The 22,897-nt window shown below is 71.7% G+C and carries 22 protein-coding genes and 4 pseudogenes; 14 read left to right on the top strand and 12 right to left on the bottom strand.

Annotation, left to right across the window (positions count from 1 at the left end; all coding sequences use genetic code 11):
* Positions 1-80: 80 nt before the first annotated feature.
* Positions 81-404 (bottom strand): hypothetical protein, encoded by a 324-nt coding sequence (locus IF09_RS0112155; protein ID WP_030294803.1) that lies wholly within the window; start codon positions 402-404, stop codon positions 81-83.
* A gap of 110 nt (positions 405-514) precedes the next feature.
* Positions 515-928 carry an SRPBCC family protein gene (locus tag IF09_RS0112160; protein ID WP_030294805.1) on the bottom strand — a complete coding sequence of 138 codons (414 nt, stop codon included), beginning with the start codon at positions 926-928 and terminating at the stop codon, positions 515-517.
* 365 nt (positions 929-1,293) lie between these two features.
* Between IF09_RS0112160 and IF09_RS0112165 the strand changes: the two genes are divergently transcribed.
* From IF09_RS0112165 to IF09_RS0112195, 6 genes are all read left to right on the top strand, one after another.
* Positions 1,294-1,707 carry a hypothetical protein gene (locus IF09_RS0112165; RefSeq protein ID WP_030294807.1) on the top strand — a complete coding sequence of 138 codons (414 nt, stop codon included), beginning with the start codon at positions 1,294-1,296 and terminating at the stop codon, positions 1,705-1,707.
* Positions 1,708-1,807: 100 nt separating this feature from the next.
* Positions 1,808-2,575 carry a GAF and ANTAR domain-containing protein gene (locus tag IF09_RS0112170; RefSeq protein ID WP_234320963.1) on the top strand — a complete coding sequence of 256 codons (768 nt, stop codon included), beginning with the start codon at positions 1,808-1,810 and terminating at the stop codon, positions 2,573-2,575.
* A gap of 46 nt (positions 2,576-2,621) precedes the next feature.
* Positions 2,622-3,356: a GAF domain-containing protein gene (locus IF09_RS0112175; protein ID WP_051832361.1), complete on the top strand. Its 735-nt coding sequence runs from the start codon at positions 2,622-2,624 to the stop codon at positions 3,354-3,356.
* Positions 3,357-3,650: 294 nt separating this feature from the next.
* Positions 3,651-4,121, top strand: a complete 471-nt coding sequence (locus tag IF09_RS0112180; protein WP_030294813.1) for a Dps family protein — start codon at positions 3,651-3,653, stop codon at positions 4,119-4,121.
* A 1,057-nt stretch (positions 4,122-5,178) separates the two neighbouring features.
* Positions 5,179-6,456, top strand: a complete 1,278-nt coding sequence (locus IF09_RS0112190; protein ID WP_418953041.1) for a molybdopterin-dependent oxidoreductase — start codon at positions 5,179-5,181, stop codon at positions 6,454-6,456.
* A complete protein-coding gene (locus IF09_RS0112195) occupies positions 6,420-6,950 on the top strand; it encodes a hypothetical protein (RefSeq protein ID WP_030294993.1) in 531 nt (176 codons plus the stop codon). The genes IF09_RS0112190 and IF09_RS0112195 overlap by 37 nt, the downstream gene beginning before the upstream one ends.
* A 170-nt stretch (positions 6,951-7,120) precedes the next feature.
* Here IF09_RS0112195 and IF09_RS0112200 read toward each other — a convergent pair whose 3' ends face one another.
* The 4 genes from IF09_RS0112200 to IF09_RS0112215 all read right to left on the bottom strand — a co-directional run bounded on the left by IF09_RS0112200 (position 7,121) and on the right by IF09_RS0112215 (position 10,227).
* Entirely contained in the window at positions 7,121-7,522 is a 402-nt protein-coding gene (locus tag IF09_RS0112200) for a VOC family protein (RefSeq protein WP_030294817.1), read from the bottom strand.
* A gap of 506 nt (positions 7,523-8,028) precedes the next feature.
* Positions 8,029-8,670 (bottom strand): hypothetical protein, encoded by a 642-nt coding sequence (locus IF09_RS0112205; RefSeq protein ID WP_037634662.1) that lies wholly within the window; start codon positions 8,668-8,670, stop codon positions 8,029-8,031.
* Positions 8,671-8,686: 16 nt separating this feature from the next.
* On the bottom strand, positions 8,687-9,610 hold the full coding sequence (gene ligD, locus IF09_RS0112210) for a non-homologous end-joining DNA ligase (RefSeq protein ID WP_030294821.1): 924 nt from the start codon (positions 9,608-9,610) through the stop codon (positions 8,687-8,689).
* Positions 9,607-10,227: a DNA polymerase ligase N-terminal domain-containing protein gene (locus tag IF09_RS0112215; RefSeq protein WP_030294824.1), complete on the bottom strand. Its 621-nt coding sequence runs from the start codon at positions 10,225-10,227 to the stop codon at positions 9,607-9,609. Before IF09_RS0112215 ends, ligD begins: the two co-directional genes overlap by 4 nt.
* A 190-nt stretch (positions 10,228-10,417) precedes the next feature.
* Between IF09_RS0112215 and IF09_RS0112220 the strand changes: the two genes are divergently transcribed.
* The 7 genes and pseudogenes from IF09_RS0112220 to IF09_RS42870 form a co-directional block, all read left to right on the top strand.
* Positions 10,418-11,530, top strand: coding sequence for a carboxylate-amine ligase (locus IF09_RS0112220; RefSeq protein ID WP_051832363.1), 1,113 nt, complete (start codon positions 10,418-10,420; stop codon positions 11,528-11,530).
* A gap of 788 nt (positions 11,531-12,318) precedes the next feature.
* Positions 12,319-12,849, top strand: a pseudogene (locus IF09_RS44595) (FAD-binding oxidoreductase); the annotation flags it as partial.
* Positions 12,850-13,312: 463 nt separating this feature from the next.
* Positions 13,313-15,139 carry a thiamine pyrophosphate-requiring protein gene (locus tag IF09_RS0112230; RefSeq protein WP_030294828.1) on the top strand — a complete coding sequence of 609 codons (1,827 nt, stop codon included), beginning with the start codon at positions 13,313-13,315 and terminating at the stop codon, positions 15,137-15,139.
* 24 nt (positions 15,140-15,163) lie between these two features.
* A pseudogene (locus IF09_RS0112235) lies at positions 15,164-15,358 on the top strand (mandelate racemase); the annotation flags it as partial.
* A 1-nt stretch (position 15,359) separates the two neighbouring features.
* Positions 15,360-15,767 carry a DUF6479 family protein gene (locus tag IF09_RS48465; protein ID WP_418953043.1) on the top strand — a complete coding sequence of 136 codons (408 nt, stop codon included), beginning with the start codon at positions 15,360-15,362 and terminating at the stop codon, positions 15,765-15,767.
* Between the two features lie 482 nt (positions 15,768-16,249).
* Entirely contained in the window at positions 16,250-18,691 is a 2,442-nt protein-coding gene (locus tag IF09_RS0112240) for a SpoIIE family protein phosphatase (RefSeq protein ID WP_030294830.1), read from the top strand.
* Positions 18,692-18,709: 18 nt separating this feature from the next.
* A pseudogene (locus tag IF09_RS42870) lies at positions 18,710-18,832 on the top strand (STAS domain-containing protein); the annotation flags it as partial.
* Between the two features lie 386 nt (positions 18,833-19,218).
* Here IF09_RS42870 and IF09_RS0112250 read toward each other — a convergent pair.
* Positions 19,219-19,644 carry a CBS domain-containing protein gene (locus IF09_RS0112250; RefSeq protein WP_030294832.1) on the bottom strand — a complete coding sequence of 142 codons (426 nt, stop codon included), beginning with the start codon at positions 19,642-19,644 and terminating at the stop codon, positions 19,219-19,221.
* A 207-nt stretch (positions 19,645-19,851) separates the two neighbouring features.
* Here IF09_RS0112250 and IF09_RS0112255 point away from each other — a divergent pair, with 207 nt between their 5' ends.
* Entirely contained in the window at positions 19,852-20,103 is a 252-nt protein-coding gene (locus IF09_RS0112255) for a DUF6213 family protein (protein ID WP_030294834.1), read from the top strand.
* 65 nt (positions 20,104-20,168) lie between these two features.
* On the opposite strand, the gene IF09_RS0112260 is transcribed toward IF09_RS0112255, so the two are convergent.
* The 5 genes and pseudogenes from IF09_RS0112260 to IF09_RS0112285 all read right to left on the bottom strand — a co-directional run bounded on the left by IF09_RS0112260 (position 20,169) and on the right by IF09_RS0112285 (position 22,833).
* On the bottom strand, positions 20,169-20,384 hold the full coding sequence (locus IF09_RS0112260) for a hypothetical protein (protein ID WP_030294836.1): 216 nt from the start codon (positions 20,382-20,384) through the stop codon (positions 20,169-20,171).
* 248 nt (positions 20,385-20,632) lie between these two features.
* Positions 20,633-20,983, bottom strand: a pseudogene (locus IF09_RS48205) (DNA-binding transcriptional regulator); the annotation flags it as partial.
* Between the two features lie 222 nt (positions 20,984-21,205).
* Positions 21,206-21,760 (bottom strand): hypothetical protein, encoded by a 555-nt coding sequence (locus IF09_RS0112270; RefSeq protein ID WP_030294840.1) that lies wholly within the window; start codon positions 21,758-21,760, stop codon positions 21,206-21,208.
* A gap of 268 nt (positions 21,761-22,028) precedes the next feature.
* A complete protein-coding gene (locus tag IF09_RS0112280) occupies positions 22,029-22,208 on the bottom strand; it encodes a hypothetical protein (RefSeq protein ID WP_158709949.1) in 180 nt (59 codons plus the stop codon).
* Positions 22,209-22,266: 58 nt separating this feature from the next.
* Entirely contained in the window at positions 22,267-22,833 is a 567-nt protein-coding gene (locus IF09_RS0112285; protein ID WP_030294843.1) for a hypothetical protein, read from the bottom strand.
* Positions 22,834-22,897 lie beyond the last annotated feature (64 nt).

The raw sequence follows: 22,897 nt of genomic DNA on the forward strand, positions 1-22,897 counted from the left end.
CACCCCGCCGTCGTTGCTCCCCGCCGAAAGTTGCTCCCCGCCGACGCGCGTTCGGCGGGGAGTCCGCGTGCCGCAGGGATTCAGCGGCCGAGTGCGCGCTCGAGTTCGGCCTTGTCCATCTTGGAACGGCCCTCGATGTTCCGCTGTTTCGCCTCGTTGTACAGCTGCTCCTTGGTAGGGCCCTGCGAGCCGCTGTGGGAGCGTTGCCCGCCGCGCTTGGAGGACGACATGTCCTGGAGGGAGGACCGGCTCGCGGTCTTAGACTCGCCGGAGCGGGCTCGTTCCTTGTTGACGGTGCGCGCGGCGATCTCCTTGGCGCGCTCGGTGCTCTCGCCGCGCTCCTCGGCGCTCTCCTTGATGTGCTCGTACTGGCGTTCACGCTTGGGGCTGGAACCGCGGGGCATGGTCACTCCTCGACTCGTCACCGTGGCGATCCGGTGGCGGATTCCACCAGACCCGAACGGCGCCTGCCCGGACGAGGACGGTTCACACCGCCTCAGCCGGTCACACCGCCTCAGCCGGCCGCGCCGTCGACACGAAGGCGCACCTGCTCCTCCAAGCGGGCGAGGCTGCCGTCGAGGGCCTCGTTCGCCGCCTGCTCCCCGGGGTCGCTCTCCCCGGTGAGGAACGAAAGGTGGACCGTCACCTCCGCGGGACCCCCGTCATGGCCGGCCACCTGCAGCCACCCGGTGTACCCACCGTTCTCCCGTGTCCCCCACTCGAGCCGCATCTGATCCTTCCTGGCGCGCAGAACGGCTGCCTTGTCCTCCTCGACGCCGTCCTCGCGCACGCTCACGGCAGGCAGCTCCTCGGCATGCACGTGCAGTTCGCGCGGGAGCCAGTGGTCCATCTGCCCGACGTCGGACGCCTGGTCGAAGACGTGTTCCGGGAGCGCGGGCATCGTGCGGGAGCGCTCGTACTCGGTCATCGATCGTCACCCTTTCGTCCGTTCCGCATCGTCCGTACCGGCGTCTGCCCGCGCCGGCCGCTGCCACGCACACGCGTCAGGCCGGGAGCCCGCGACGGTGCCTGCGGCACGCCGTACCGGGCTGCACGTCCGCAGTCCGGCATTTCCTGGGGCGGGCACGGGTTCGCCCGCTCCGAAAGGTGGGATGGTGGGAGGGATGGACCAGCCTGGTTCCGTCGTATCGAGGCTTCGGCGCCCCCGCCTGCCGGACGGGCTCCCCTCGCGGCCTTAACGCGCCGGACATGTTCACGGCGCCTGCCGTGCACCCGGACCAAGGCCCTCCCGGGTCCGATGTTCAAGGCTGCCGCCCCCGGATGGGGAAGCCCGTGACCTCCTGTCTTGCCCGGACCCAGTTCCTGGGCACCTACGCCGTACTCACCCTGTGCCCCGAGGCCCACACCGGCCAGGCCGTGGAATGCCGGAGCCGACTCGCTCCCGCCCTGGCTCTGCTCCCGTCCCGCGTCACGTGCCTCCTGCTGGATCTCGGGCACCTCCCTGCCGTCGACACCGCAGACGTCCTGTCCATCGTGGAGGCCTGGGCGGCGAGGCGCTCGGTGTCCCTGGTCCGGATCGGGGCCGGTGGCGCCCCGGGCCCTCCGCCCGTCCGCCTCATCCACCTGCCGCCCGCCCCGGAGGGACCATCGCTCCAGGACGCGCTCGCGGCGCGGGTACTCGCACAACGGGCAACCGGGATCTGCCTCGCCCGCAGGGCGGATCCGCCGTGCCGCAACAGCACCTGAGCCCCGTACCGGCGCGTGGAACGGTCCCTGGCCAATGGCGCGAGCGCGGTGCCCGATGGAGGAAGATGGGGTTGCGGGCCGCCACTGGAGGTGAAGCGCCGTGGATCCTGTCCACCCCGACGACGTACCTGCCGGCGGCAGCGCTCCTCTCCCGCAGGGCGAGGAGGAGAGCAGGCTGCACGGCCTGTTCAGCGGGGCGGTCGACGGCGCTGCCGCCCGCGACGTGCCCGCCGCCCTGTGCCGGGCCTGCGTGGATCTGATGGACGTCACCGGAGCCTCGGTGTCGCTCTCGGGTGAGGACCCCGAGGCCCGCACCCTGTGGTGGTCGAGCGACGACGTGGCGGGGCGTCTCGCCGAAGCCCAGTACACCCTCGGCGACGGCCCCTGCGTCACCGCGCTCACCCACCTCGCCCCCGTCCTGGCCGCCGACCTCACCCGGGGGCCGGACGCCGTCCGCTGGCCCGTCTTCGCCCAGCAGGCCGTCGAGCTGGGCGTTCGGGCGGTGTTCTCACTGCCCCTGGCCCTCAGCGCCGTCGCGATCGGCACCCTCGACCTCTACCGCGACCGTACCGGCCCCCTCTCCGAGGAGGACCGGGCCTTCGCGTTCCCCGCCGCCGACGCGATCACCACGGCCCTGCTCGCCGTCCAGGCCCAGGACGACTTGAACGGCCTGGGCGGATCCTGGCTGGACGAAGCGGAGACCGATCACGAGGAGGCCCACCAGGCAACCGGAATGATCATGGTTCATCTGGGAGTGGATCCCCATTACGCACTGGCCCGCCTGAGGGCCCACGCCTTCGCCAACGGTCAGACCGTGACCGAGGCGGCTTTCGACGTCATCGCCGGGAGAATCAGGTTCCATGACTAGGCCCGCCCCCACCTGTGGGCCGGAGCAGGGAAGCGGTGAAACCGGCATGAACACCCGAGAGCAGCAGCTCACCGAAGCTTTCGTCGCGCTCAGCGACACCCTCTCCGACGACGTGGACGCCCTCGTCCTACTCGACCGGCTCACCCGGCACAGCGTCGCCCTGACCGGCATCGACGCCGCGGGCGTCATGCTCGTCAACGCACGCGGGCAGCTGCGCCCCGCCACGGCCACGGTACACACGGTGGAACTCACTGAGATGTGGCAGACCCAGATCCGCCAAGGGCCCTGCATCGACGCCTTCGACCAGCGCATCCCCGTCCACGCCATCGACCTCGAAGCCGACCAGGACCGGTGGCCCGAGTTCGTGCCCCTCGCCCTGGCCTCCGGCTATCAGAGCGCCCACGCGGTGCCCCTGATCGCCCAAAGCCAGCCCATCGGCGCCCTCAACCTCCTCGCCCAGCGACCCACCCCACTCAACGGGGCCGAGACACAACTGCTGCGCGCCCTCGCCGATGTCGCCACCACCGCCCTGATGACCTGGAAGAAGGAAGGCCTCCGAACCGAGGACATCGCCACCCGCACCCAGGCCGTGCTGTCCGGCAAGGCCGTCTTCGACACCGCCACCGGGATGCTCGCCGCCACCGCCGCCATCAGCCCCGCCCTGGCGGTCCGGCACCTCACCACGTTCGCCGGCCGGCACCGCCGGCGCCCCACCGAGATCGCCGCCGACATCGTCCAGCGCCGCATCACACCGCAGGCCGTGCTCGGCGAGCTCTCGTGACGCCGGCGGCACGGTGCGGACCGGTCTGCGCGAGTTCGAAGTAGCGCGGCCAGAGGCAAACGGCGGATACCGAGACGGCGACCGCCGTCACGACGATGCCGTACTGGGTGAACTCCCAGAAGCTGGGGTGCGTTCGGCCATGCCGAGGACGACGGCGTTGGAGCGGCGAGCCCTCCGCTCTGGTGGCCGCCCGGGTCGACTGAACGGACCACCCGGTCGGCGGTACCGTTTTGTAAGGCTTGCATCGGGTATTCGACGTTTCACGACTATGTATCCGATATGAATGGAGACATCGTGTCCGTCGTCAAGAACGCCCTCCCGGAAGCCGACCTGAAGGTCGTCGGTGAAGCGCTGCAGGGCGCTCTGGTGGACCTGGTAGACCTCTCGCTCGTGGCCAAGCAGGTGCACTGGAACGTGGTGGGGCCCCGCTTCAGGTCCGTACACCTCCAGCTCGACGAGGTCGTCACCACGGCGCGCACCCACTCGGACGTGGTCGCCGAGCGAGCATCCGCCCTCGGGATCACCCCGGACGGCCGCGCAGGTACCGTGGCATCCGCCACCGCGATCACCGGCGTGCCGGAGGGCTGGATCAAGGACGTGGACGCCGTCCGCATCCTCGTCGACGCCCTGAGCACGGTGATCACCCGTATGCGCGAGCGCACCCGGTCGACGGACGAACCCGACCCGGTCACCCAGGACCTCCTGATCGCCTTGACCGGCGACCTCGAGAAGCACCACTGGATGTTCGCGGCCGAGAACGCCTGACCGCACCGCCGGCACGGCCCCGGCACGTGCCCGCTGCATCAGATGTCGCTGGTCCAGACCTCGGGGCCACCGCCCTCCCGCACCGGATCGGCCCGTCCTCGTGCAGCTCCACATCCTCCGGGCCTGCCCGCCGAAGGAACTCTGACACGTCCCCGGGCGAACGCCCGGGCAAGGTCCGCGTCCACGCCGAGCGTATGCACGGTGGCCTTACGCCCGCCTTGCGGCGAACGGGGGCATCTCGGGTCCACCCCGCGCACGGAACGGCAATGCAGTGGCTCCGGGCGTGGGTCGCGGCAGCAGGAGCTGTTGACGCTCCCTCAAAAATTTTGGCGCACAAGGCGTTTGAGAGGCCGGGACGGGGTCAGACGCGTGGATACCGGAAGCGAACCCCCCGGAGGGTGTGTGCTTCCGGAGCGGCCCCGCCGTATGGTGCCCCTCCCCCGGTGCCATACGGCGACCGCCCGCACGACGGGCTGCCGCCCGGATCCGTAAGGAACCCGGACGCCCCACTTCCCGGCCCCCTCCCCTGCCGGGAACCCAGGGCAACCAGGCGGACCCCCGGCGCCGGCGCCCATACCGCCGCCCCCGGGCAAGGGATCCGACGGCAGCGGCCCGGCACACGCGCCCGCAGGGGTCCTCTTGGGCCGATCGGTCAGCAACCTGCCGATCAGATGCGTCATGTGCGTGCCCGTTCAGGCCGGGGGTCCTGGTACTTGAGCAGCGCCTCGTCGTTGCTGACCAGCCCGCTCACCCTGCCGCCCGGGAACTCCCCTCCGCCTGGCGTGTCGCCGGAGCAGGTGCGGTACCGCTGCGGCATGTTCAGGTGGCAGGCGATATGCGAAGAGCACGATGAATCAGCGCTACCTGGAGGTGCCCGATGGGTCCGAGCGACGTCGGGCAGGGGCAGCCGGACGACGTGCCACCGCCGAAGGACACCGAGCAGGAAGGGCCGGCCGCCCCTGCTGCCTCCCCTCCTGCCTCCGGATCCTCGCCCGACCGGGCTACCGGCGCCGGTAAGCCGGGCCGGACGAAGGCACGGCCCGGTCCACTGGCGCGGTTGCGAGAGGTCGGAAGCACGGCCCTGGGAGCGGGGCCGCCCCCGGGGCCGGCCCGTCCGGAGTTCTGGCGCAGTCCCCTGCGGGGGCCGTGGCTGACCTCGGTGTTCGGGCTGGTCCTGCTGTTCGGGGTCACGGTGCTCTTCATGACGGGCCTGCTGTCGTACGCGGCGTACAACCCCGATCTCGCGGCGGTCAACGACCAGACGCCGGACAAGGGATGGCTCGGCTTCTACCTGTTCTCCTGGCCGACCTCTCCGTACTGGCTCTACCGTCTCACCCAGGGCGTCCACGTGACGCTGGGAATCGTCCTCGTGCCCGTACTGCTGGCGAAGCTGTGGTCGGTCATTCCCAAGCTGTTCGAGTGGCCGCCGATCCGCTCGGTCAGCCACACTCTGGATCGGCTGTCCCTGCTCCTGCTGGTCGGCGGCGCCGGCTTCGAGTTCGTCACCGGCATCCTCAACGTCCAGCTGCACTACGTCTTCCCGGGCTCCTTCTACACGCTGCACTTCTACGGGGCTTGGGTGTTCATCGGCGCCTTCGTCGTGCACGTGGCCTTCCGGCTGCCCAGGGCCCTGCGGGCCGTGCGTACACGACTCGGGGAGCCGGCGGCAGGCACCGCAAATGCGGTCGGGCTGGTCTCGCCGCGCCCGGCGGCGCCGACCATCTCCCGCCGAGGCGCCCTGGCCATGGTGGGGCTCGGGTCGGTGGCCCTGCTGGTGGTCACGGCGGGACAGAGCATCGGCGGATGGTGGCGGCAGACGGCGCTGCTGGCCCCTCACGGCCGGGACCCGGGCCCGGGCCCGAATGGGTTCCAGATCAACAAGACCGCCGCCTCGGTCGGCATCCGGCCCAGCGACATCGGCCCCGCGTGGCGGCTGACCCTACGCGGCCCGGGGCGTCACGTCGACCTGACGTACGAGCAGCTCCTGTCGATGACGCAGCACGAGTCGGCCCTGCCCATCGCCTGTGTGGAGGGCTGGTCCACCACCGACCAGCGGTGGGGCGGGGTGCGGCTGACCGATCTGGCCGCCCTCGTCGGGCTGGGTGTGAACACGCCCGAGGTCCTGGCGGAATCGGTGCAGCGTAGTGGCTCGTTCAGGTCGGCCGTGCTGAGCGACAGCCAGGTCCGTGACGGCCGATCGCTCCTGGCCGTCCGCGTCAACGGGGCGACCCTCTCCGCCGACCACGGCTACCCGGCGCGGGTCATCGTCGCGGGGGCGCCCGGGGTCCACAACACCAAATGGGTCACCCGCCTGACCTTCGGAGAGCCCGTGTGAGCGCCTCGACCGCTTTCCGGCGCCGCTATGGCGCCTCCCCTCTGCACCTGCTGCTCGTACTGGTCTCCTTCACCCTCGCCGTGTACGCCGGTCTGCGCCTGTTCGAGGGTGACACCGTGGGGGTCGCCGTGTGGTTCGTCGGGGCGGCGCTTCTCCACGACCTGGTGCTGCTGCCCCTGTACTCGGTGACCGACCGTGCGGCCCAGGCGCTGTTCCCCCGGGGACCGAGCGACGACCGGCCCGCGCCGCGGGTGGGCGTGAACTACGTGCGTGTACCCGCGTTCGTCTCCGGTGTTCTGCTGCTGGTCTGGTGGCCGCTGGTCTTCCGCCAGGTCGGGCACTACACGGCGGCGACCGCCCTTCCGGCTGACGGGTTCCTCGGACGCTGGCTGCTGATCACCGCGGCGCTGTTCGCGGCCTCGTCCCTGGTCCTGGTCGTACGGACCTGGCGCTGGAGCCGCGCTCAGCGGCAGGCCCGCAGCGCAACGAAGTGACGGCCTCGCGCGCTGGTCCACCGTGCGGCCCCGGTCCACCCCGACGCCGCGGCATGGCGGCCGGGGGCGGTGACCCGACCACGGCCGGCCGCCTGCCGGTCGCCAGCACCGCCGCGGACCACCCGAAACCACGCTCTGCCCCTCGGCCACGGCCTGCACTGGTCATCGCGCTAGGGCCAGACGGGGCCCTCGTCGGTCCAGGTGACACCCTTGTTGTGGCAGAGGCAGAAGGGGTGACCGATGGGGTCGGTGTAGACACGGAAGCCGTAGCCATCGGGGCCGATGCAGTCCCGCTGCAGGGTCGCGCCGAGGGCCAGGACGCGGCTCTGTTCGGCCTCGATGTCGTCGACTTCGAAGTCGAGGTGGAACTGCTTGGGGTGCTCGCTGTCGGGCCACTGCGGGGCGCGGTAGTCCTCCACCTGGATGAAGGCCAGTTCAATCTCGCCGAACTGGATACCGGCCCAGTTCGCGTGGCTGCCCTCCTTGACCGGGCGCCCCGTCACCGTGGAGTAGAAGGCCGCCAGTTCCATCGTGTCCGGGCAATCGATGATGAAGTCGGTGAGTCTCAACATCCCGCGATCTTGCCACAAGACCAAATAAGCCGGACCGTGGGACAGTTGCCAGCCCCCGGCTGTCTTCTCCGAGCGTATTGCACCCCATCTGTGCAGGGCGCTTTGCCATGCCCATCCCTTGCCCGCGGTGCCGCAACGGCCCCGGGTCACACCCGCAACGGGAGTGATGCGCGGACCCTTACAGGAGCAACTGACACAGGAGGACGGTGGTGTGTTCAGAGTGCGTGGACAGGCTCCGCCGCAGCCGGGCTTTCAGGTGACCGGTTCCGGTGCCGGTACGGGGCCGGGCAGGGGGCCCGGCTGCGGGTGCGGATCGGGGCGCGGGGCCGGCGGCGGCTGCGGGTCGGGTCCCGGCTGCGGCGGTGCCGGCGGCACCGGGTCGGGGCCACCCGGCGCGGGCACGGGCCCCGGCACGGGCCCGGGCTGCGGACCGGGTCCGGGACCCGGCGCAGGGGTGGGGCTGGGAGGTACGGGATCGTTGGGAGGGGTACCAGGGGTGCCCATGGCTAGGCTGCCTTCCTTCCGGAGAGTCCGGCCTTCCCCGAGAGCTCGACCCGGACGAGCCCGGCCGCCAGCTTCGGCAGGTCCGGGGCGTCGACCAGACGCGCCAAGCCCTCGGCGGTCTTGGGGAGCCCGAGTTCCGCCGCGGCGTGGCGGGCCCGGCTGTCGAACGCGGGGCGCAGCTCGGGCCACAGCCCCTGTGCCTCCCGGCAGAAGATGTCCGCGCCGACCGGCCCGATCCGGGGGACCTCCTGGAGCAGCTCGCGAACGCGGTCCGGGTCTCCGCCCGCGGCTTCGCGCAGTCGGCGAAGATCTCCGCGGTACCGGTCGAGTACCAGGTCGGCACCGGCTCCCAGTGCGGTGGCCGTGCTCTCGTCGTAACGGCGGTAGTGGGCCCGGCCCAGTGCGTCCACCCGGTCCTGCCACGAGGCCGCCGCCATCGCCCGGGGCGTGCGCATGCCGTCCTCGAACAGCGCGCGGGCCGCGGCCACCGCGATGTCGGCCTTGATGCGTACGGAGAACAGCACGCACAGGGTCAGCAACTGGTACAGCGGCGCGGGCGTGTTCCGCAGCCGGATGCCCGCTTCCTGGGCGTGGGTCTGCCCGTACTCCTTCATCAGCCGTCGTGCGGTGGTGCGCTGTGTCACGGCGGGCCACCCTTCGTCAGGGGGTCAGGTGGGTGAGCAGGCTGCGGGCCCTGCCGAGGGACCGGGGCCGAGGGGGATCCTGCCAGGGGTTGTCGGCGAGGAGCCGGTCGGCGCCGGTGAGCGTCCAGCGTCGCGCGGTGAGGTCCGGATCGTCGAGGACGTCCCAGGGCAACGGGGCCGCGACGGGGGCGCCGGGGCGGGCACGGACGGCGTAGGGGGCGACGGCGGTCTGGGCGTAGGCGTTGCGCTGGATGTCGAGGTAGAGGCGGCCGTGGCGGGCCTTCTTCCTGGGCTCGGTGGTGAACCGGCCGGGGTCGCGGGCCTCGAGGACTTCGGCGACGCCGCGCGCGAAGGTCCGTACGTCGCCGAAGGGTGCCCCGCGGTCGAGGGGCACGATGACGTGGAGGCCGCGTGAACCCGTGGTCATCAGCAGGGAAGGCAGCCCCAGTTCGTCCAGCAGCTCGTGGAGGGCGTGCGCGGCTCTCCGTACCAGGGCGAAGTCGTCTCCGGGCGGGTCCAGGTCGAACACCAGCCGGTCCGGGTGGTCCGGGCGGTCCGCACGGGACAGGAAGCGGTGCGGGGTGGTGCACGCCTGGTCGGCGAGGTGGAGCAGGGTGGCGGTGTCGTCGCAGACGGCGTAGGTGACGGTGCCGTCCTCCTTGGGCAGCTCGACGCGGTGGATCCAGTCGGGGAAATGGTCCGGCACGTCCTTCTGCATGAAGGCCGGGCCGTCGATGCCGTCGGGATGCCGTTCCAGCATCAGCGGGCGTCCGCGCAGGTGGGGCAGCATCCGGGGGGCCACGGTGCGGTAGTAGTCGGCGAGGTCTGCCTTGGTGATGCCGTCGTCGGGGAACAGGACCTTGCCCGGGCGGCCGATGCCGACGGTGCGCCGGCCGGCCCGGATGCGCTTCGGCCCTGCGGGCGGCTGCTTCGGGCTCATCGGGTTGCCCCTCGTGCGGCCGCGGCGACCTGCTTGAGCGTACGTCCGCTGCGGGTCGACCGGGCCCGGCGGGGGTCCGGCGTCCCGCCGGCGGCGGGACGCTCGTCGGCGTGCTTGACCAGGAGCCACGCCTCCTTCTCGCCGTCCTCCTCCGTGCGGAAGCGGGTGAGCGAGTAGCCGCCGTGCAGCTTGCGGCCGTCGAGCCAGAACGAGGCGTGTCCCCGCTCCAGTGCCTCGGCGAGGGGGATCTCCTGGCCGGCGCGGTCGGTCGAAGCGTTGCGGTACGTGCCCTCGTCCCACACGATGACCGTGCCACCGCCGTACTGGCCCGGCGTGATCACGCCTTCGAAATCGCGGTACTCCAGGGGGTGGTCCTCCGTAGGTGTCGCGAAGCGCTTGTCGTGCGGATTCCTGGACGGGCCTTTGGGCACGGCGAAGGATTTGAGCACCCCGTCCGCTTCGAGCCGGAAATCGAAGTGCATGCTCCGCGCGTCGTGGATCTGGACGACGTACGACGCGGGCCCGACGGACGGCTCCGCGAGCCGGCCCTCCGGCTCGGCCGTCCTCGAGAAGTCACGCCGCCGGTGGTACCGGGCCAGCGCTCCCGTGGCCGACATTGCATCCTCCTCATGCCCGTCGCGAAGGCGGTCCCACGGATGCGGCTACCCAGCTACGCCGCCGCCATCCGCCCGCGCTCGACGGGATCCGCATGCAGTGCGGGGCCGCGCACCCGGCAGGCGGCGGGCCGGCGCCCGCATGGGAATCCGCCCCCCGGGTAGGCGCCGGGCACCTTGCGAGGAGCGGTACATGGACATTCTGACCGTGGGGGTCGAGGAGGAGTACCTCCTCGTCGACCGTGAAACCCGGGCCCCTGTGAACCGAGGCCCAGCCGTCATCGGGGCACTCGCCAACCAGTTGGGCGAGCAGATCCAGGCCGAGTTCTACACCACCCAGGTGGAAGTCTGTACACGGCCGACCCCCGACCGGGACGACCTGCGCGAGCAGCTGGTGCGGCTGAGGCGCGCCGTGGCGGACGGCGCGCGCCGGGGCGGCTGCGCGGCCGTGGCCTCGGCCACGCCGGTGATCAGGCCGCAGGAACCGCTGACGGTGACCGAAGGCGACCGGTACCGCCGAATGGCGCAACGGTTCGCCGCGCTGCTGGGCCCGGACCACCTCGTCTGCGGCTGTCACGTGCACGTGGGAGCCCTTGACCGGGAGAGGGCCCTGGCGTTGGCCGGCCACATGCGTCCGTGGCTGCCGGTGCTCCAGTCGATCACCTGCAATTCGCCGTTCGTGTGCGGGCGGGACACCGGGCTCGCCAGCTGGCGCGCCGTCGCCCACGCCGGCTGGCCGACCGTCGGGCCGACTCCCGCGGTGGACGAGCAGCAGTACCTCGCGTACGTCGACGGCCTGGTCAGTTCCGGGGTGCTGCTCGATCGCCGCATGGTGTATTGGTACGCCCGGCCTTCCGAGCACGTGCCGACGCTGGAGATCCGGGTCACCGACGTCAACGCGGACCTCGACACCGTGGTCCTGACGGCCATGCTCGTACGAGGTCTTGCCGGGGCGCTCCTGGCGGACGTGGACGCGCGCGTGCCCGCTCCGCTCCCGCCGGAGCCCGAACTGCGCAGGGCGCATCGGCTGGCGGCGATGTACGGCATCGAGGGCCCCGCGCTGGACCTGGAGAGCGGCCGCGAAGCGCCGGCCGTGTCACTCGTCGATCGCCTGCTCGATCGAGCCGCCCCGGGGCTGGCGGCGGCCGGGGATCTGGGCGCCGTCGCAGCCCTGTGGCAGGGACTGCGCCGGCAGGGCACCGGGGCCCGTCGGCAGCGCGCGGTCTACCGGGCCACGGGCAGCCTGGCGGCCGTCGTCGACAGCCTGGAGGTGGCCGCGGCCGGCCGGGCGCTGGAAGCCGCCTGACGGGGAGCGGAGCACGGGGGCCGCTGCGCGCTACCGGCCTTCTTGTCGCATCGGACGGTCCAACGGAAGACGAAGCAGGCCAGAGCCAGAGGTGCCACAGGTGAATGGTCCGTTCGACGGGGTGAGAGGGCGACCACCGACCACGGGGAGGGCGTGGCAGCAGGCCGGCGAACGAGGCAGGCGTCCCTCCCAGGGGGCGTCAAGTCGACCGTCTCGTCTGCCACCCGCCCGGCGGCCCAGGCGCGCACTACGGCGCCTCGGCGGTTCGACGCGATCGAGGTCCAGGGAGAGGAACTCGGTGCCGTCGGGAACGACGGCGAGGACCCGCACGAAGCGGTCACGGCAGACGGTCGTCGCCGCCGCCGCACCACCGGGGCGGAGGGTGAGGAGCGCGTAGGAACCCAAGGAGCTGGAGATCGGCGCGATAAGGCTTCGTGAGGCTTCCCCACACGAGGCGGCGGCAGCCCAGGGTCACCGAAGCCCCCTGTGCGGCGGAACCAAGCTGTTCCGTCTCCACCACCGTCCCGAGGCCGGCGGCAACGGCTGGACACCCGATCACCGGTCCGTCCCACTGCGCGCGGCGGACCGGCGCCGCTCATCGCCGGCCGGAGCGTCACCGGCCTCGCGGGGCTGATCGGGCAGGGAGGGCCCCCGCTCGTCCCGCTCGCGGGTCCGTCTTTTGCCCGTGCCGGGCGTTTCCTGCGCCCCTCAGCGGTTAGGCGGCGGGCAGGACGTCGGCGGGTGTCCGCCGTGATCAGTTCCGAGTGGCGCCCGAAGAGGAGGACGCGATGCGGGGTCCCGGCACGGTGGACGTGGACCTGGACGTCACAGCGCTGGAGCGGGCCCTGCGCGAGAGGGTCGACGGTGAGGTGCGGTTCGACGCGGGCAGCCGCGCCGCCTACGCGACGGACGCCTCTAACTACCGCCAAGTGCCCCTCGGCGTCGTGGTGCCCCGCAATGTCGAGGCCGGAGCCGAAGCGGGGGCCGGCTGCGCACGGTACGACGCCCCTGTGCTGTCCCGCGGCGGCGGTACGAGTCTGGGCGGCCAGTGCACGAACGCGGCCGTGGTGATCGACTGGACGAAGTACTGCAACCGTTTCGTCTCCGTGGGCACCGAGCGCCGCACCTGCGTGGTGGAGCCGGGCACCGTGCTCGACGAGCTCGACCGGCAGCTCTCCGGTACCGGCCTGAAGTTCGGCCCGAAACCGGCCACGCACAGTCACTGTTCCCTCGGCGGCATGATCGGCAGCAACTCGTGCGGAGGCTCCGCCCAGGCGTACGGCAAGACCGCGAACAACGTACGACGCCTGGAGAGCCTCCAGACCCACTGCCACCAGGGGCTGAAGTACGACGCCGACCGCGAACTCATGCGCCGGGCCGGCATCGAGGCCGATGTCCTGGACGGCGGCTGCTACGGGCTCGCCGGTGACTTCGGTTTCGCCGATGGGTTCAGCTGCCGGACCCAGATCGAGCAGGGGGGCACGGGCCGGCAGGCGATGCATCCGGCCGAAGTCCTCGCCCTGGGCCTGGACGGCCCGGCACCCGCCCACTATCCGGAGAAGCTCGCGACACGACCGCGACCGTCCGCCCGCGACGCCCGGCTGGTGACTTCAGCCGTGGCCGCCGCCGCGGCCGCTTCGGCCGTCGCAGCCCTGCGCGCCGCCACACGGCGACGCAGACCACCGCGCGGGTGAAGACCACCGTCCGCCGCCGCCCGTGCGCACGTAAGCACACACCCCGCACGCACGCCGCCCGAACGCCCGCCCGATGAGAAGGAGCGTCATGTCGATCAAGGTTTCCGACTTCATCCTCCAGCGCCTGCGCGAGTGGGATGTGGAACACGTATTCGCCTATCCGGGCGACGGAATCAACGGCCTGCTGGCCGCATGGGGCCGCGCCGAGAACAAGCCGCGGTTCGTCCAGTCCCGCCATGAGGAGATGTCCGCGTTCGAAGCGGTCGGCTACGCCAAGTTCTCCGGCAGGACCGGTGTCTGCGCGGCCACGTCCGGCCCGGGAGCCATCCACCTCCTCAACGGGCTGTACGACGCCAAGCTCGACCACGTACCGGTCGTCGCGATCGTCGGACAGACCGACCGCAGCGCCATGGGCGGCTCCTACCAGCAGGAGGTCGACCTGATGAGCCTGTACAAGGACGTCGCCTCCGCCTTCTGCGCGACGGTCACCGTGCCCGAGCAACTGCCGAACGTGATCGACCGGGCCATGCGCACCGCGCAGGCCGAGCGGACCGTCACCGCAGTGATCATCCCGGCCGACGTCCAGCAGCTCGACTACTCACCGCCGACGCACGCCTTCAAGATGGTTCCCTCCAGCCTCGGAAGCCCCTCCTACGCCCCGGTTCCCCCTTCCGCGGAACTCGCCCGGGCCGCCGAGGTGCTCAACGCCGGCAAGAAGGTCGCGGTCCTGATCGGCCAGGGCGCCCGCGGCGCCCGCACCGAGGTCGAGGAACTGGCGGACGTACTGGGTGCGGGGGTGGCCAAGGCGCTGCTCGGCAAGGACGCCCTGCCGGACGACCTGCCGTACGTCACCGGCTCGATCGGGCTGCTGGGTACCCGTCCCTCGTACGAGATGATGCACGACTGCGACACCCTCCTGGTCGTGGGTTCCAGCTTCCCCTACACCCAGTTCCTCCCGGAGCTCGACCAGGCCCGGGCCGTGCAGATCGACATCGATCCCTTCATGGTCGGCCTGCGCTACCCCTTCGAGGTGAACCTCGTCGGAGACGCGAAGCAGACCCTCCAGGCCCTGTTGCCGCTGCTGGAGCCCAAGAAGCACGGGTCGTGGCGCAAGAAGATCGAGAAGGACACGGCGCGCTGGTGGCAGGTCATGGAGGGGCGCGCGGCAGTCGGTGCCGACCCGATCAACCCCGAATACGTCGTACACGCGCTGGACGCGCAGCTGCCCGAGGACGTGATGCTCGCGGCCGACTCCGGTTCGGCGGCGAACTGGTACGCCCGGCACCTGCGGATGCGCGGGACCATGCGCGGCTCCCTGTCCGGAACCCTCGCCACCATGGGCCCCGGAGTGCCGTACGTCATCGGCGCGAAGTTCGCCCGGCCCGACCGCCCCGCGGTGGCGATCGTCGGTGACGGGGCCATGCAGATGAACGGAATGGCCGAACTCATCACCGTCGCCAAGTACTGGACGGACTGGCAGGATCCGCGGCTGGTCGTCGCGGTGCTCAACAACCAGGACCTCAACCAGGTCACCTGGGAGATGCGGGCCATGTCCGGCGCACCGCAGTTCCTGCCCTCGCAGGCCCTGCCCGACGTCCCCTACGCGGACTTCGCGCGCTCGATCGGGCTGGGAGGGGTACGCGTGGAGGAGCCCGGAGGCGTCGAGGGCGCCTGGCGGCAGGCGCTGGCCGCGGACCGGCCGTTCGTCATCGACTTCCGTACGGACCCGGCGGTCCCGCCGATCCCTCCGCACGCCGGCCTCGACCAGATCGAAGCCACCGCGTCCGCGGTCCTGCAGGGGGACAGCGACCGGGCCGGCATGGTGCGCCAGGGCCTGAAGGCGAAGCTCCAGGAGCTGCTCCCGGGCCACCGCCACGGCCACGGCGACGGCGACCGTGCCGACGGTCCGGCCTGATGAGGGAGCGGGGAGATGAGCCTGCACGTCCATGCCGCCGCGGCCGTCCCCAACCTCCGGCACCTGGAATGGTTCCACGATCACGTACGGATCGAGCGGCGGCTCTTCGACGGCACGTCGGATCCGTCGGGAGGAACGATCCGGCCCGGCGCGTCCGGCGCCCCGTGGCTGGGGCTGACCCCGCGCGCGGAAGCGGCCGAGCGCCACCGCACGGCCTGACCTGCCGCCCGGCCGAAAGGGGCACGGCCGGCGGCGGTGCACGCCGCCTGCGGCGCTCCGGGTTCGGGCGGCAGTAGCCCGCTCGGCGTTACGCGCCCGTCCATCGGGGAAGGGGCGGGAAGGAACGAAGACGAGGAAAGGCGGACCCATGTTGAACTCAGTCGCTCTTCTCGGCATCGGCGTCATCGTCACCGCGTTGCTGATCTGCGCCGTGTGGTGGGGTATCAGGCGACGCGCCGCAGAGCCGCCTCCGGGCAGTACGGCCACGCCGCGAGGCCCCGTACGTGACGTGCACGGACCCGAGGCGGACGGCGCCGCGTTCCCCGCCGACGGGAGTCGTCGCAAGCCCCACGAGTTCAAGGGGTACGGAAATCTCGGTACGCCCGGAACGGAAGACGATCAGCGATGAGGACCTGAAGGCACCCCGGGCTAGAGGACACTCCTGGCGGAGGCGGTGCGCCGTGTAGACGGGAGTCCTCAGCCGGCGAGGGCGACGGGCTCCCCAGCTGGTCCGGTCCGTCTGGCCGTGAGGTGGACGTGGAGGTCCACGAGGTGCTCCTGCTCACTCCACCACGCCGGACACCGGCCACTCGGTACCACCCGCGTCGGCATGTCCCCGGCACCCGGCCCGGCCGCCGACGGTCATGGGCTTCGCGCCCCCGAGCGTCTTTGAGCCCGGGACACGGCCCCGTCGCGGCCGGGAGGCCGGACCGCGCCCCGGTGTCAACCCCCTACCCACGTCCAGCCCCGACACCGCCTCCAAGCGCACCGGATTCCGCGGGGCCGGGCAGCCGACTGAGTTTTTCGCGGCGAAGTGGAACCGGCCGCTCCTGCCCGGAAAGGGCGGCCACGGAGGAGCCGCCCCAAGGGCGATCGTGGCATCCTCAAAAGATGAAGGGCGATGCCACGCCAGGGGGAGACGCCGCCGGACCCGACGTGCTGGCTCTCGCCAAGGTGGTCGCCAGGCTGCGCTCGGAGATCGCGGACTTGGAAGGCATCTCCGCCACCACGGCCGTCGTCGAGCGGGCCAAGGGCGTACTCATGGCCCAGGAGGAGGTCTCCGCCCACGCTGCATACGAGATGCTCCTCGGCAATGCCCGGGAGCGGCGCCGCACCCTCCTTGAGGAATGCTGGATCACTTTGGGGCAGGTCCGCTCCCGCCCGCAGCCGGGAATCGCCCCGCTCGCCCACCCCGGGGCCCTCGGACCGCTGAGGGAACGGGTCGATTCGGCCTTCAGCCGCGAACGCTGCGTCGTCGACCGCCGCGATGCGGACGCCGGGCTGCGCCCACTCCTCGCCCGGCTCGCCGACGGCCTGGCGAGCACGCAGGGCGGTGACGACATCGCGGAGCTGCTGCGGACCGTCATCGGCTCGGCGGTCGGCGTGGAAGCCGTGATGATCTATTCGCTGACCCCCGCCGGGAGCCTGGAGCTGGCCGGACGCGCCGGCATCGACGAGGCGCTGGCCGAGCAGTGGCGCCACGTCCCCCCGCTCAGCGGCGTCGCCGCCCTGGAAGCGATCGCCGCACGTCAGGCCCTGTGGCTCGAGGACCCGGCCGAGGACGGGCGCCGCTATCTGCTGATCGGGGACCCGCCGGACCGGTGGCCTGCGCGCGCCTGGCTCCCCGTACCGGGCAACGGGTCCCCGGAGGCGGCCATCGGCTTCCTGCGGACGGAGCCGGGCCCCTTCGCGGCCGACACCCGGGCGCTGTTGCGCCGGGCGGCCCAGTTGTGTGCGGGCCGGCTCGATGCGATGGAGCCGCTGAGCGGCGCCGAGGGGGCCGATGTCTCCGTGACGTCCGTACAGCGGGTCTTGGACGCGCTGTCCGGGCCCGCGGTCCTGCTCAGTCCCCTGCGCTCGGAGTCGGGCGAGGTCGAGGACTTCCGCATCGACGCGGCGGCGCCCGAGTCGGTCGACATGGCCGGGCGGCGCGGCAAGGAACTCGTGGGCCGTCGGATCTTGGAGACGTATCCGACCGTGGCGGGCACCCCCCTGTGGGACGGCTACCTGGAGACGCTCACCACCGGAAGCAGGTACGAGGGAGATCCCTTCACGTATGAGGAGGTGGTCGCCGGCGTCCCGCGGCAGTCGGTCTACTCCGTCCGGGTGTCCAGGCTGGAAGACCACCTGGTGGTGTCCTGGATCCGGCACGACACCAGCGAGCGCGAGGAGCGGCGGCTCGCCGACATGCAGCGGCTGGGGAACCTCGGCTGGGCGGGCTGGGACCTGACGACGGACGCCATCACCTGGTCCGATCAGGTCTACGCCATCTTCGACCGCGACCCCCGCGAGGGCCCGATGACCCTTGAGGAGCTGCCGCGGCACATCCTGCCCGACGACCTTCCGGCACTGGGCGCAGCCGTCCGGCGACTACTGAGCAAGGGCGAGGCGATCGACCAGCCGTTCCGGATCGCCACCGCGCGCGGCGTACGACATCTGCGGATCGTCGCCGAGACCCAGACGGACACCGACGGCACCCCGGTCGAGGTGCACGGGTTCTTCCAGGACGTCAGCGCGCAGCGGGGCGCCGAGCTCGCGCTGCTCGAGAGCGAGCGCGCCGTTCTCCTGCAGCGCGGCATGCTCCAGGCGGAACGTACGCTCGCCGCGCGTCTCCAGGAAACCCTGCTGCCGATTCCGGAGCAGTCCCTGGAGCTGGCCGGCTTGTTCATCGACGTCGCCTACGTCCCCGCCGACAGCGGGGTCAACGTCGGAGGCGACTGGTACAGCGCCATCGAGCTCCCCGACCGGAGCGCCCTGTTCGTCATCGGGGACGTGGCCGGCCACGGTCTGGCAGCCGTGGGCACCATGGCCCAGCTGCGGTTCACCACGAAGGGGATGGCGGTGACCGGCTCTCCGCTGCCCGACGTCCTGCGCAGACTCAACACCCTTCTGCTCCACAGCGCTTCGGACCCCTCCACCAGCGCCACCGCCACCGCCACCATGGTCATGGCCCGGTACCAGCCCTGGGACCGGCGCCTGATCTGGGTACGGGCAGGGCACCTGCCGCCCTTGCTGATCCGCGGTGCCCGGGCGGGCTTCCTCGATCAGCCGCAGGGCAGCCTCCTCGGCGCCACCTTCGCCACGTCCTACGGACAGGCCGCCATCGATCTGCTGCCCGGCGACCATCTGCTGCTCTACACCGACGGCCTCGTGGAGGTGCCGGGCGAGGACATCGACGACGGACTCGACCGGCTGGCGGCAACAGCCGTGCGCCTCCTTCAGGAGGGCCACGGCGATTCCCTGGCCCGGACACTGGCCGCGCAGTGCTCGGACAGCCGGGACGACGTCTGCATCCTGGACATCCACGTCCCGGACGACGCCAGGGCGCCGTAGCCCGTCCCGGGGGCCACGGTCGTGGCCCTGTCCGGCGAGCTCGACCACGACACCGCCGAGCCCCTGCGGCAGGCCCTTGAGACCGCGTGGCAGGACGGCGGGCGGTTGTTGGTCGACTTGAGCCGCCTGGACTCCATGTGAAAGGGGCTTTGGCAACGGCCCCGCGCGGGTAGCCGAGCCCCGCGCACGGGCCTGCGGCGGCGGGCATGCCGCGTTTCGGCGGAAGCGGACTCCGGAGTGCACGGACCACGTCGCTTCCCCGAGGAGCCGGGGCGGTGAGACCCGATGTCACGATGCCCGACGTCCGCTACGACACCCACGGCGTCCACCCGGAGTGGTCAACGGACCGCCGGTGTGTTCCCCGCGCCCCAGGCCGGGTCGGCTCCGTGCCGGGTGTCTTCCCGTCGGTCATGCGGTCGACGGCTCCGCCTCTCGCCGCCCTCGCCACACGCACTCGGGGGGCCCGGGGCACCGTCGGGGCGGCACGCTCCGCGCAGATGCAGATGGATGCATCTGTAACGGCCGCTTCACCGGTCTCTCCCTTCGGCGGCCGCAATGGCGGAGAGGGGCGACCCCGGATCGCGTTCGACCTCCAGATCGCCAAGGGTGACGATGCCGACGAGTTCGCCGTTCTCGGCTTCCACCGGCAGGCGCCGCAGCGCGTGCCGACGCATGAGGTCGACGGCCTGGTCGACGCTGTCGTCGGGCCGGACCGTGAGCGGATCGCCGCTGCAGATCGCCCTTACGGTCGTTTCGGCCGGGTCCCGGTCCTCGGCCAACGCGCGGACGACGATGTCCCTGTCGGTGAGGATGCCGCGAAGCCGGCCCTGGTCGACGACCAGTACGTCCCCGATGCCGGCGTCCCGCATCACCCGTGCGGCCTCTGCCAGCGATGTCAGCTGCTCGACCGTCACCGGATTTCCCGTCATCACCTCGTGCACTCGTCGGGTCATTGATCCTCCCGATGCTGGAAGGGGGTCTTGCGGTGGAACGTCTACCCGCCGTCACTCAAGGTAAGCCCGGGTTCCGGTGCCCAGATCTTGGGGATTGACCTCGGGCACTGCGGGTATGCGCTCCTCGGCGACTCCGTTCGGATGTCTTCGCCGTTCCCGCGACAGGGGGCGACCACCCACCGATTCACTCCCGCCGGAGGCGGTCTCATGATCCACGTCACGATTCCGCTCATCCCGGGAGACGATGGCGTTCCGCTGATTCCCGCCGACCGGGTCACCGCCCTGCTGCGTACCCTCGCCGTCGACTGGACGAACTCGGCTGCCGCCGGCGATCCGGCGGTGGACCGTCAGACCGTCGACAGTCTGGCAGGCGTATTGGACGAGCTCGCCGACAGCATCGACGTGGAGTGCATCGCCTTCACGTCGGCCCCGGAAGGCTGGGCGCGCGACGGAGAGTGACGCGGCAGCGATCAGTCCGTACTGTCTCAGTCCCTGCTGTCGGCGTACGGATGACGGATGTGCCCTCACTCGGAGTCGGCGTGGCGCGCGCCGCGGGCTCCCGTCGTCCTGCTCGCGGCCATCTCACGCTCCCGCATCCTCCTCACGTCCTCCGGGCTCGGGCCGGCAGCCGGCCTGCTGGCCTCGGGGTGCACCGGGTCCGGACCGGGATGCTCCTGCGGCTGCTCCTCGCGGCCCGCCCGCGGATCCTGACGCTTGTACTCCTTGCCTTTCCCCTTCATCGCTCCCGCTCCCTCTCCGCTCACTCACGTGGATTCCGGCTCCCCAGCGCCTACCCCGTCCGCACCCGGCCAGTCACTCCGGGTCTGTGCGCCGTCCCTCGCCGTACGGGCAGCCAGCCGGTCTCAGCCGACGGCCTCCAGCGTGCGCTGCGCCGTGGCGCGGGCATCGTCCGGGTCGGCGTCGAGGGTGGAGTCCGCGCCCAGGGCCGCCAGGGTTTGCGCGATGCGGGTCAGGGAGTCGTCGGAGGCGTCGACGAGTCGAAGGTGATGATCTCGTGGTCACGGCACGCGACGGCGAGCGTGGCGAGGAACGCCGGATCGGCCCGCGGTCCGCGGTCCTCCCAGGTGATCCCGCGACGGCCCCTTGGACTGCGGTGACCTGTCCGCGCAGGCGCCGGGGCAGGACCTGTTCGAGTTTGACCAGCGCGCCGGGCCGTCTCCTCGATCCCGGTGGGCCCGCCCGCGGCGGTACGCAGGGCCTCGTCGTCGTCCAGGAGCAGCGGCAGCGGCAGCGGCAGCGGCAGCGGCAGCAGGTCCGTACCGGAGGCGAGGCGGTAGCCGCCGCCGTGGCCGCGGGGGCTGTCGACGGGGTAGCCGAGCTCGTCACCGCGACGTGCGGTGGGTCGACGACGGTGACATCCTGACGTCCGCAGGCATCAGCGCGGGCATCGACGCCGCCTCCCCGTCGTCGGGCGCCTCCACGGTGTCGAACTCGCCCGCCGCACCGCCCCCCCCCAGATGGAATACGGCTGGAACTCCGCAGACGTGCGCGGCTGCCCGGCCCGCCTGTGATCATCTGCCCACTGGATTACGGCGGGCCGTCAGCGGGTGCGGCGGGGGCCGCCGCGGTACGGGCGGCGGCGGGAGACGGCTTCGGGAGCGGCTTCGGGGGACGAGAAGCCGCCGGCCACTGCCACACGTGCCGGAGCCGGTGTGGCGGGGAGGGCTGAAGCGGGGGCCGGTCCCGCGGAGGGACGGGGAGGCGCCGACTGCTGAACGCGACCGAGGACGGCGGTGTGGGAGATCAGGGGGGCGCAGGCCTGGCAGATCTCGGCGAGCGTCCAAACCTGTCCGACGGCCGGGTTGTGGATGAGGACGAGCAGCGGGGCACCGGTGCACGAGGCCCTGGTGTCCTCGTGGAATCCGCATTCGGCGGCCCGGCAGGCACACGCCGCGTGGGGGCGGACCGTGGCGAGGCGGGCGTGTGCACGGGCGTGCTCGGCGGCGAACCGTCGCATGGCCGCGGTGTCCTTGGACCGGGGCGGCATGCGGCACGCCTCGGTGCTGCAGGCGACGGAGACGGTGTGGTCACCGTGGCCGGTCAGACGGACCGTCCAGGTCCGCCCCGGGACACGGGATCCGGGAATCGTGGTCAAAGGAGAGTTGTCCGTTCACTTCTGCGCGGTGGTGTGCCCACTGTTCGACAGTTTCGCGTGTGGCGACAGTGAATTTTCACGCGGCCCCGGCGTCGGCACGGGCCCCGTGGCGGTGGCCCGGTCACGCGGAGAACCGCACCTGGGACGAGAGGATACCGGCCGAGCGCACGGGGACCTTCGCCAGGTGGCTGAGGGCCTGTCGTACGGTCCTCCGCGACCCGCTGCCGGTCGGCTCAGCGACCACGCACAGGCTCCTCCGCGCCCCGTCTCAGAGGTGCTTGAGGATGGCGGACGTGAACTCGCCGGTGGAGGCGGAGCCGCCGAGGTCGCGCGTGCGCACCGGGGTGGTGGGCAGGGACGCCGGCGATGGCGTCGGTGATCTCGGCCGCGGCTCTGACGGCAGCCACTCGACATCGAGGAGCGCCCGGGGCTCGACCTGAGGCCCCACGAGGGCACGGCACTTGTGGCACGCGCATTCTGCCGCCAGGGTCACCGCGTACGGAGGTTCACTTTCCGTCGGTGATGTAGTAGTCGTTCTCGAGGTACTCCAGGGTGTAGCTGCCCAGGTCTTCCTCGGAGAAGGTGGCGGAGGACCTGACCGCTTCCAGCGGCATCTCGATCTTGTCGAGGGTGCGCACGGGGACGCGCTGCGGATCGACCGTCGCGGTCTGCAGCGCCTTCTTCTGCTCGGGTGAGATCATCTGAAACACGATCACGTACGTCGACGTGCACGGACCGAAACCCTGGTCCTCTGCCTTCTTCGCGCCGGGCCCGGCCACTTCGCAGACCGTGGCGATGTCCTCATGCCCGAGGCCGTGGAGGTACTGCTCGTACCGCTGGATCGCGCGCTCCTTCGTCCTGGGCGCAGGCCGGATACCGGGCACGGTGGCCGACGGCTTCTCGGTTCCGGCGGACGCGGACGGCGTGCCCGACGGCACTTTCGCCGGTGTGGACGCGGACGGCTGCGAAGGCCTCGCGTCAGCGCTCTCCTTCGCCTTCTCCGGACCGCATCCGCACGCCACCAGCGCCACGCATGCCGATACCGCCACGCTCACCGTCGTCCGCGTTTTCATCAGAACCCCTCCATCAGCCGACTGCCCCTCAAGAGCTCACGCAGGATCCGGCGGAACGGTTCCC

The organism is Streptomyces katrae, from assembly GCF_000717655.1.
Taxonomy (GTDB): Bacteria; Actinomycetota; Actinomycetes; order Streptomycetales; family Streptomycetaceae; genus Streptomyces; species Streptomyces katrae_B.

Excerpts from the sequence above, each read along its gene's own strand:
- IF09_RS0112155 (WP_030294803.1), bottom strand. The coding sequence starts at position 404 with ATGCCCCGCGGTTCCAGCCCCAAGCGTGAACGCCAGTACGAGCACATC.
- IF09_RS0112160 (WP_030294805.1), bottom strand. The coding sequence starts at position 928 with ATGACCGAGTACGAGCGCTCCCGCACGATGCCCGCGCTCCCGGAACAC.
- IF09_RS0112175 (WP_051832361.1), top strand. The coding sequence starts at position 2,622 with ATGAACACCCGAGAGCAGCAGCTCACCGAAGCTTTCGTCGCGCTCAGC.
- IF09_RS0112195 (WP_030294993.1), top strand. The coding sequence starts at position 6,420 with ATGGGTCACCCGCCTGACCTTCGGAGAGCCCGTGTGAGCGCCTCGACC.
- IF09_RS0112200 (WP_030294817.1), bottom strand. The coding sequence starts at position 7,522 with ATGTTGAGACTCACCGACTTCATCATCGATTGCCCGGACACGATGGAA.
- ligD (WP_030294821.1), bottom strand. The coding sequence starts at position 9,610 with ATGAGCCCGAAGCAGCCGCCCGCAGGGCCGAAGCGCATCCGGGCCGGC.
- IF09_RS0112215 (WP_030294824.1), bottom strand. The coding sequence starts at position 10,227 with ATGTCGGCCACGGGAGCGCTGGCCCGGTACCACCGGCGGCGTGACTTC.
- IF09_RS0112220 (WP_051832363.1), top strand. The coding sequence starts at position 10,418 with ATGGACATTCTGACCGTGGGGGTCGAGGAGGAGTACCTCCTCGTCGAC.
- IF09_RS0112230 (WP_030294828.1), top strand. The coding sequence starts at position 13,313 with ATGTCGATCAAGGTTTCCGACTTCATCCTCCAGCGCCTGCGCGAGTGG.
- IF09_RS0112240 (WP_030294830.1), top strand. The coding sequence starts at position 16,250 with ATGAAGGGCGATGCCACGCCAGGGGGAGACGCCGCCGGACCCGACGTG.
- IF09_RS0112250 (WP_030294832.1), bottom strand. The coding sequence starts at position 19,644 with ATGACCCGACGAGTGCACGAGGTGATGACGGGAAATCCGGTGACGGTC.
- IF09_RS0112255 (WP_030294834.1), top strand. The coding sequence starts at position 19,852 with ATGATCCACGTCACGATTCCGCTCATCCCGGGAGACGATGGCGTTCCG.
- IF09_RS0112260 (WP_030294836.1), bottom strand. The coding sequence starts at position 20,384 with ATGAAGGGGAAAGGCAAGGAGTACAAGCGTCAGGATCCGCGGGCGGGC.
- IF09_RS0112285 (WP_030294843.1), bottom strand. The coding sequence starts at position 22,833 with ATGAAAACGCGGACGACGGTGAGCGTGGCGGTATCGGCATGCGTGGCG.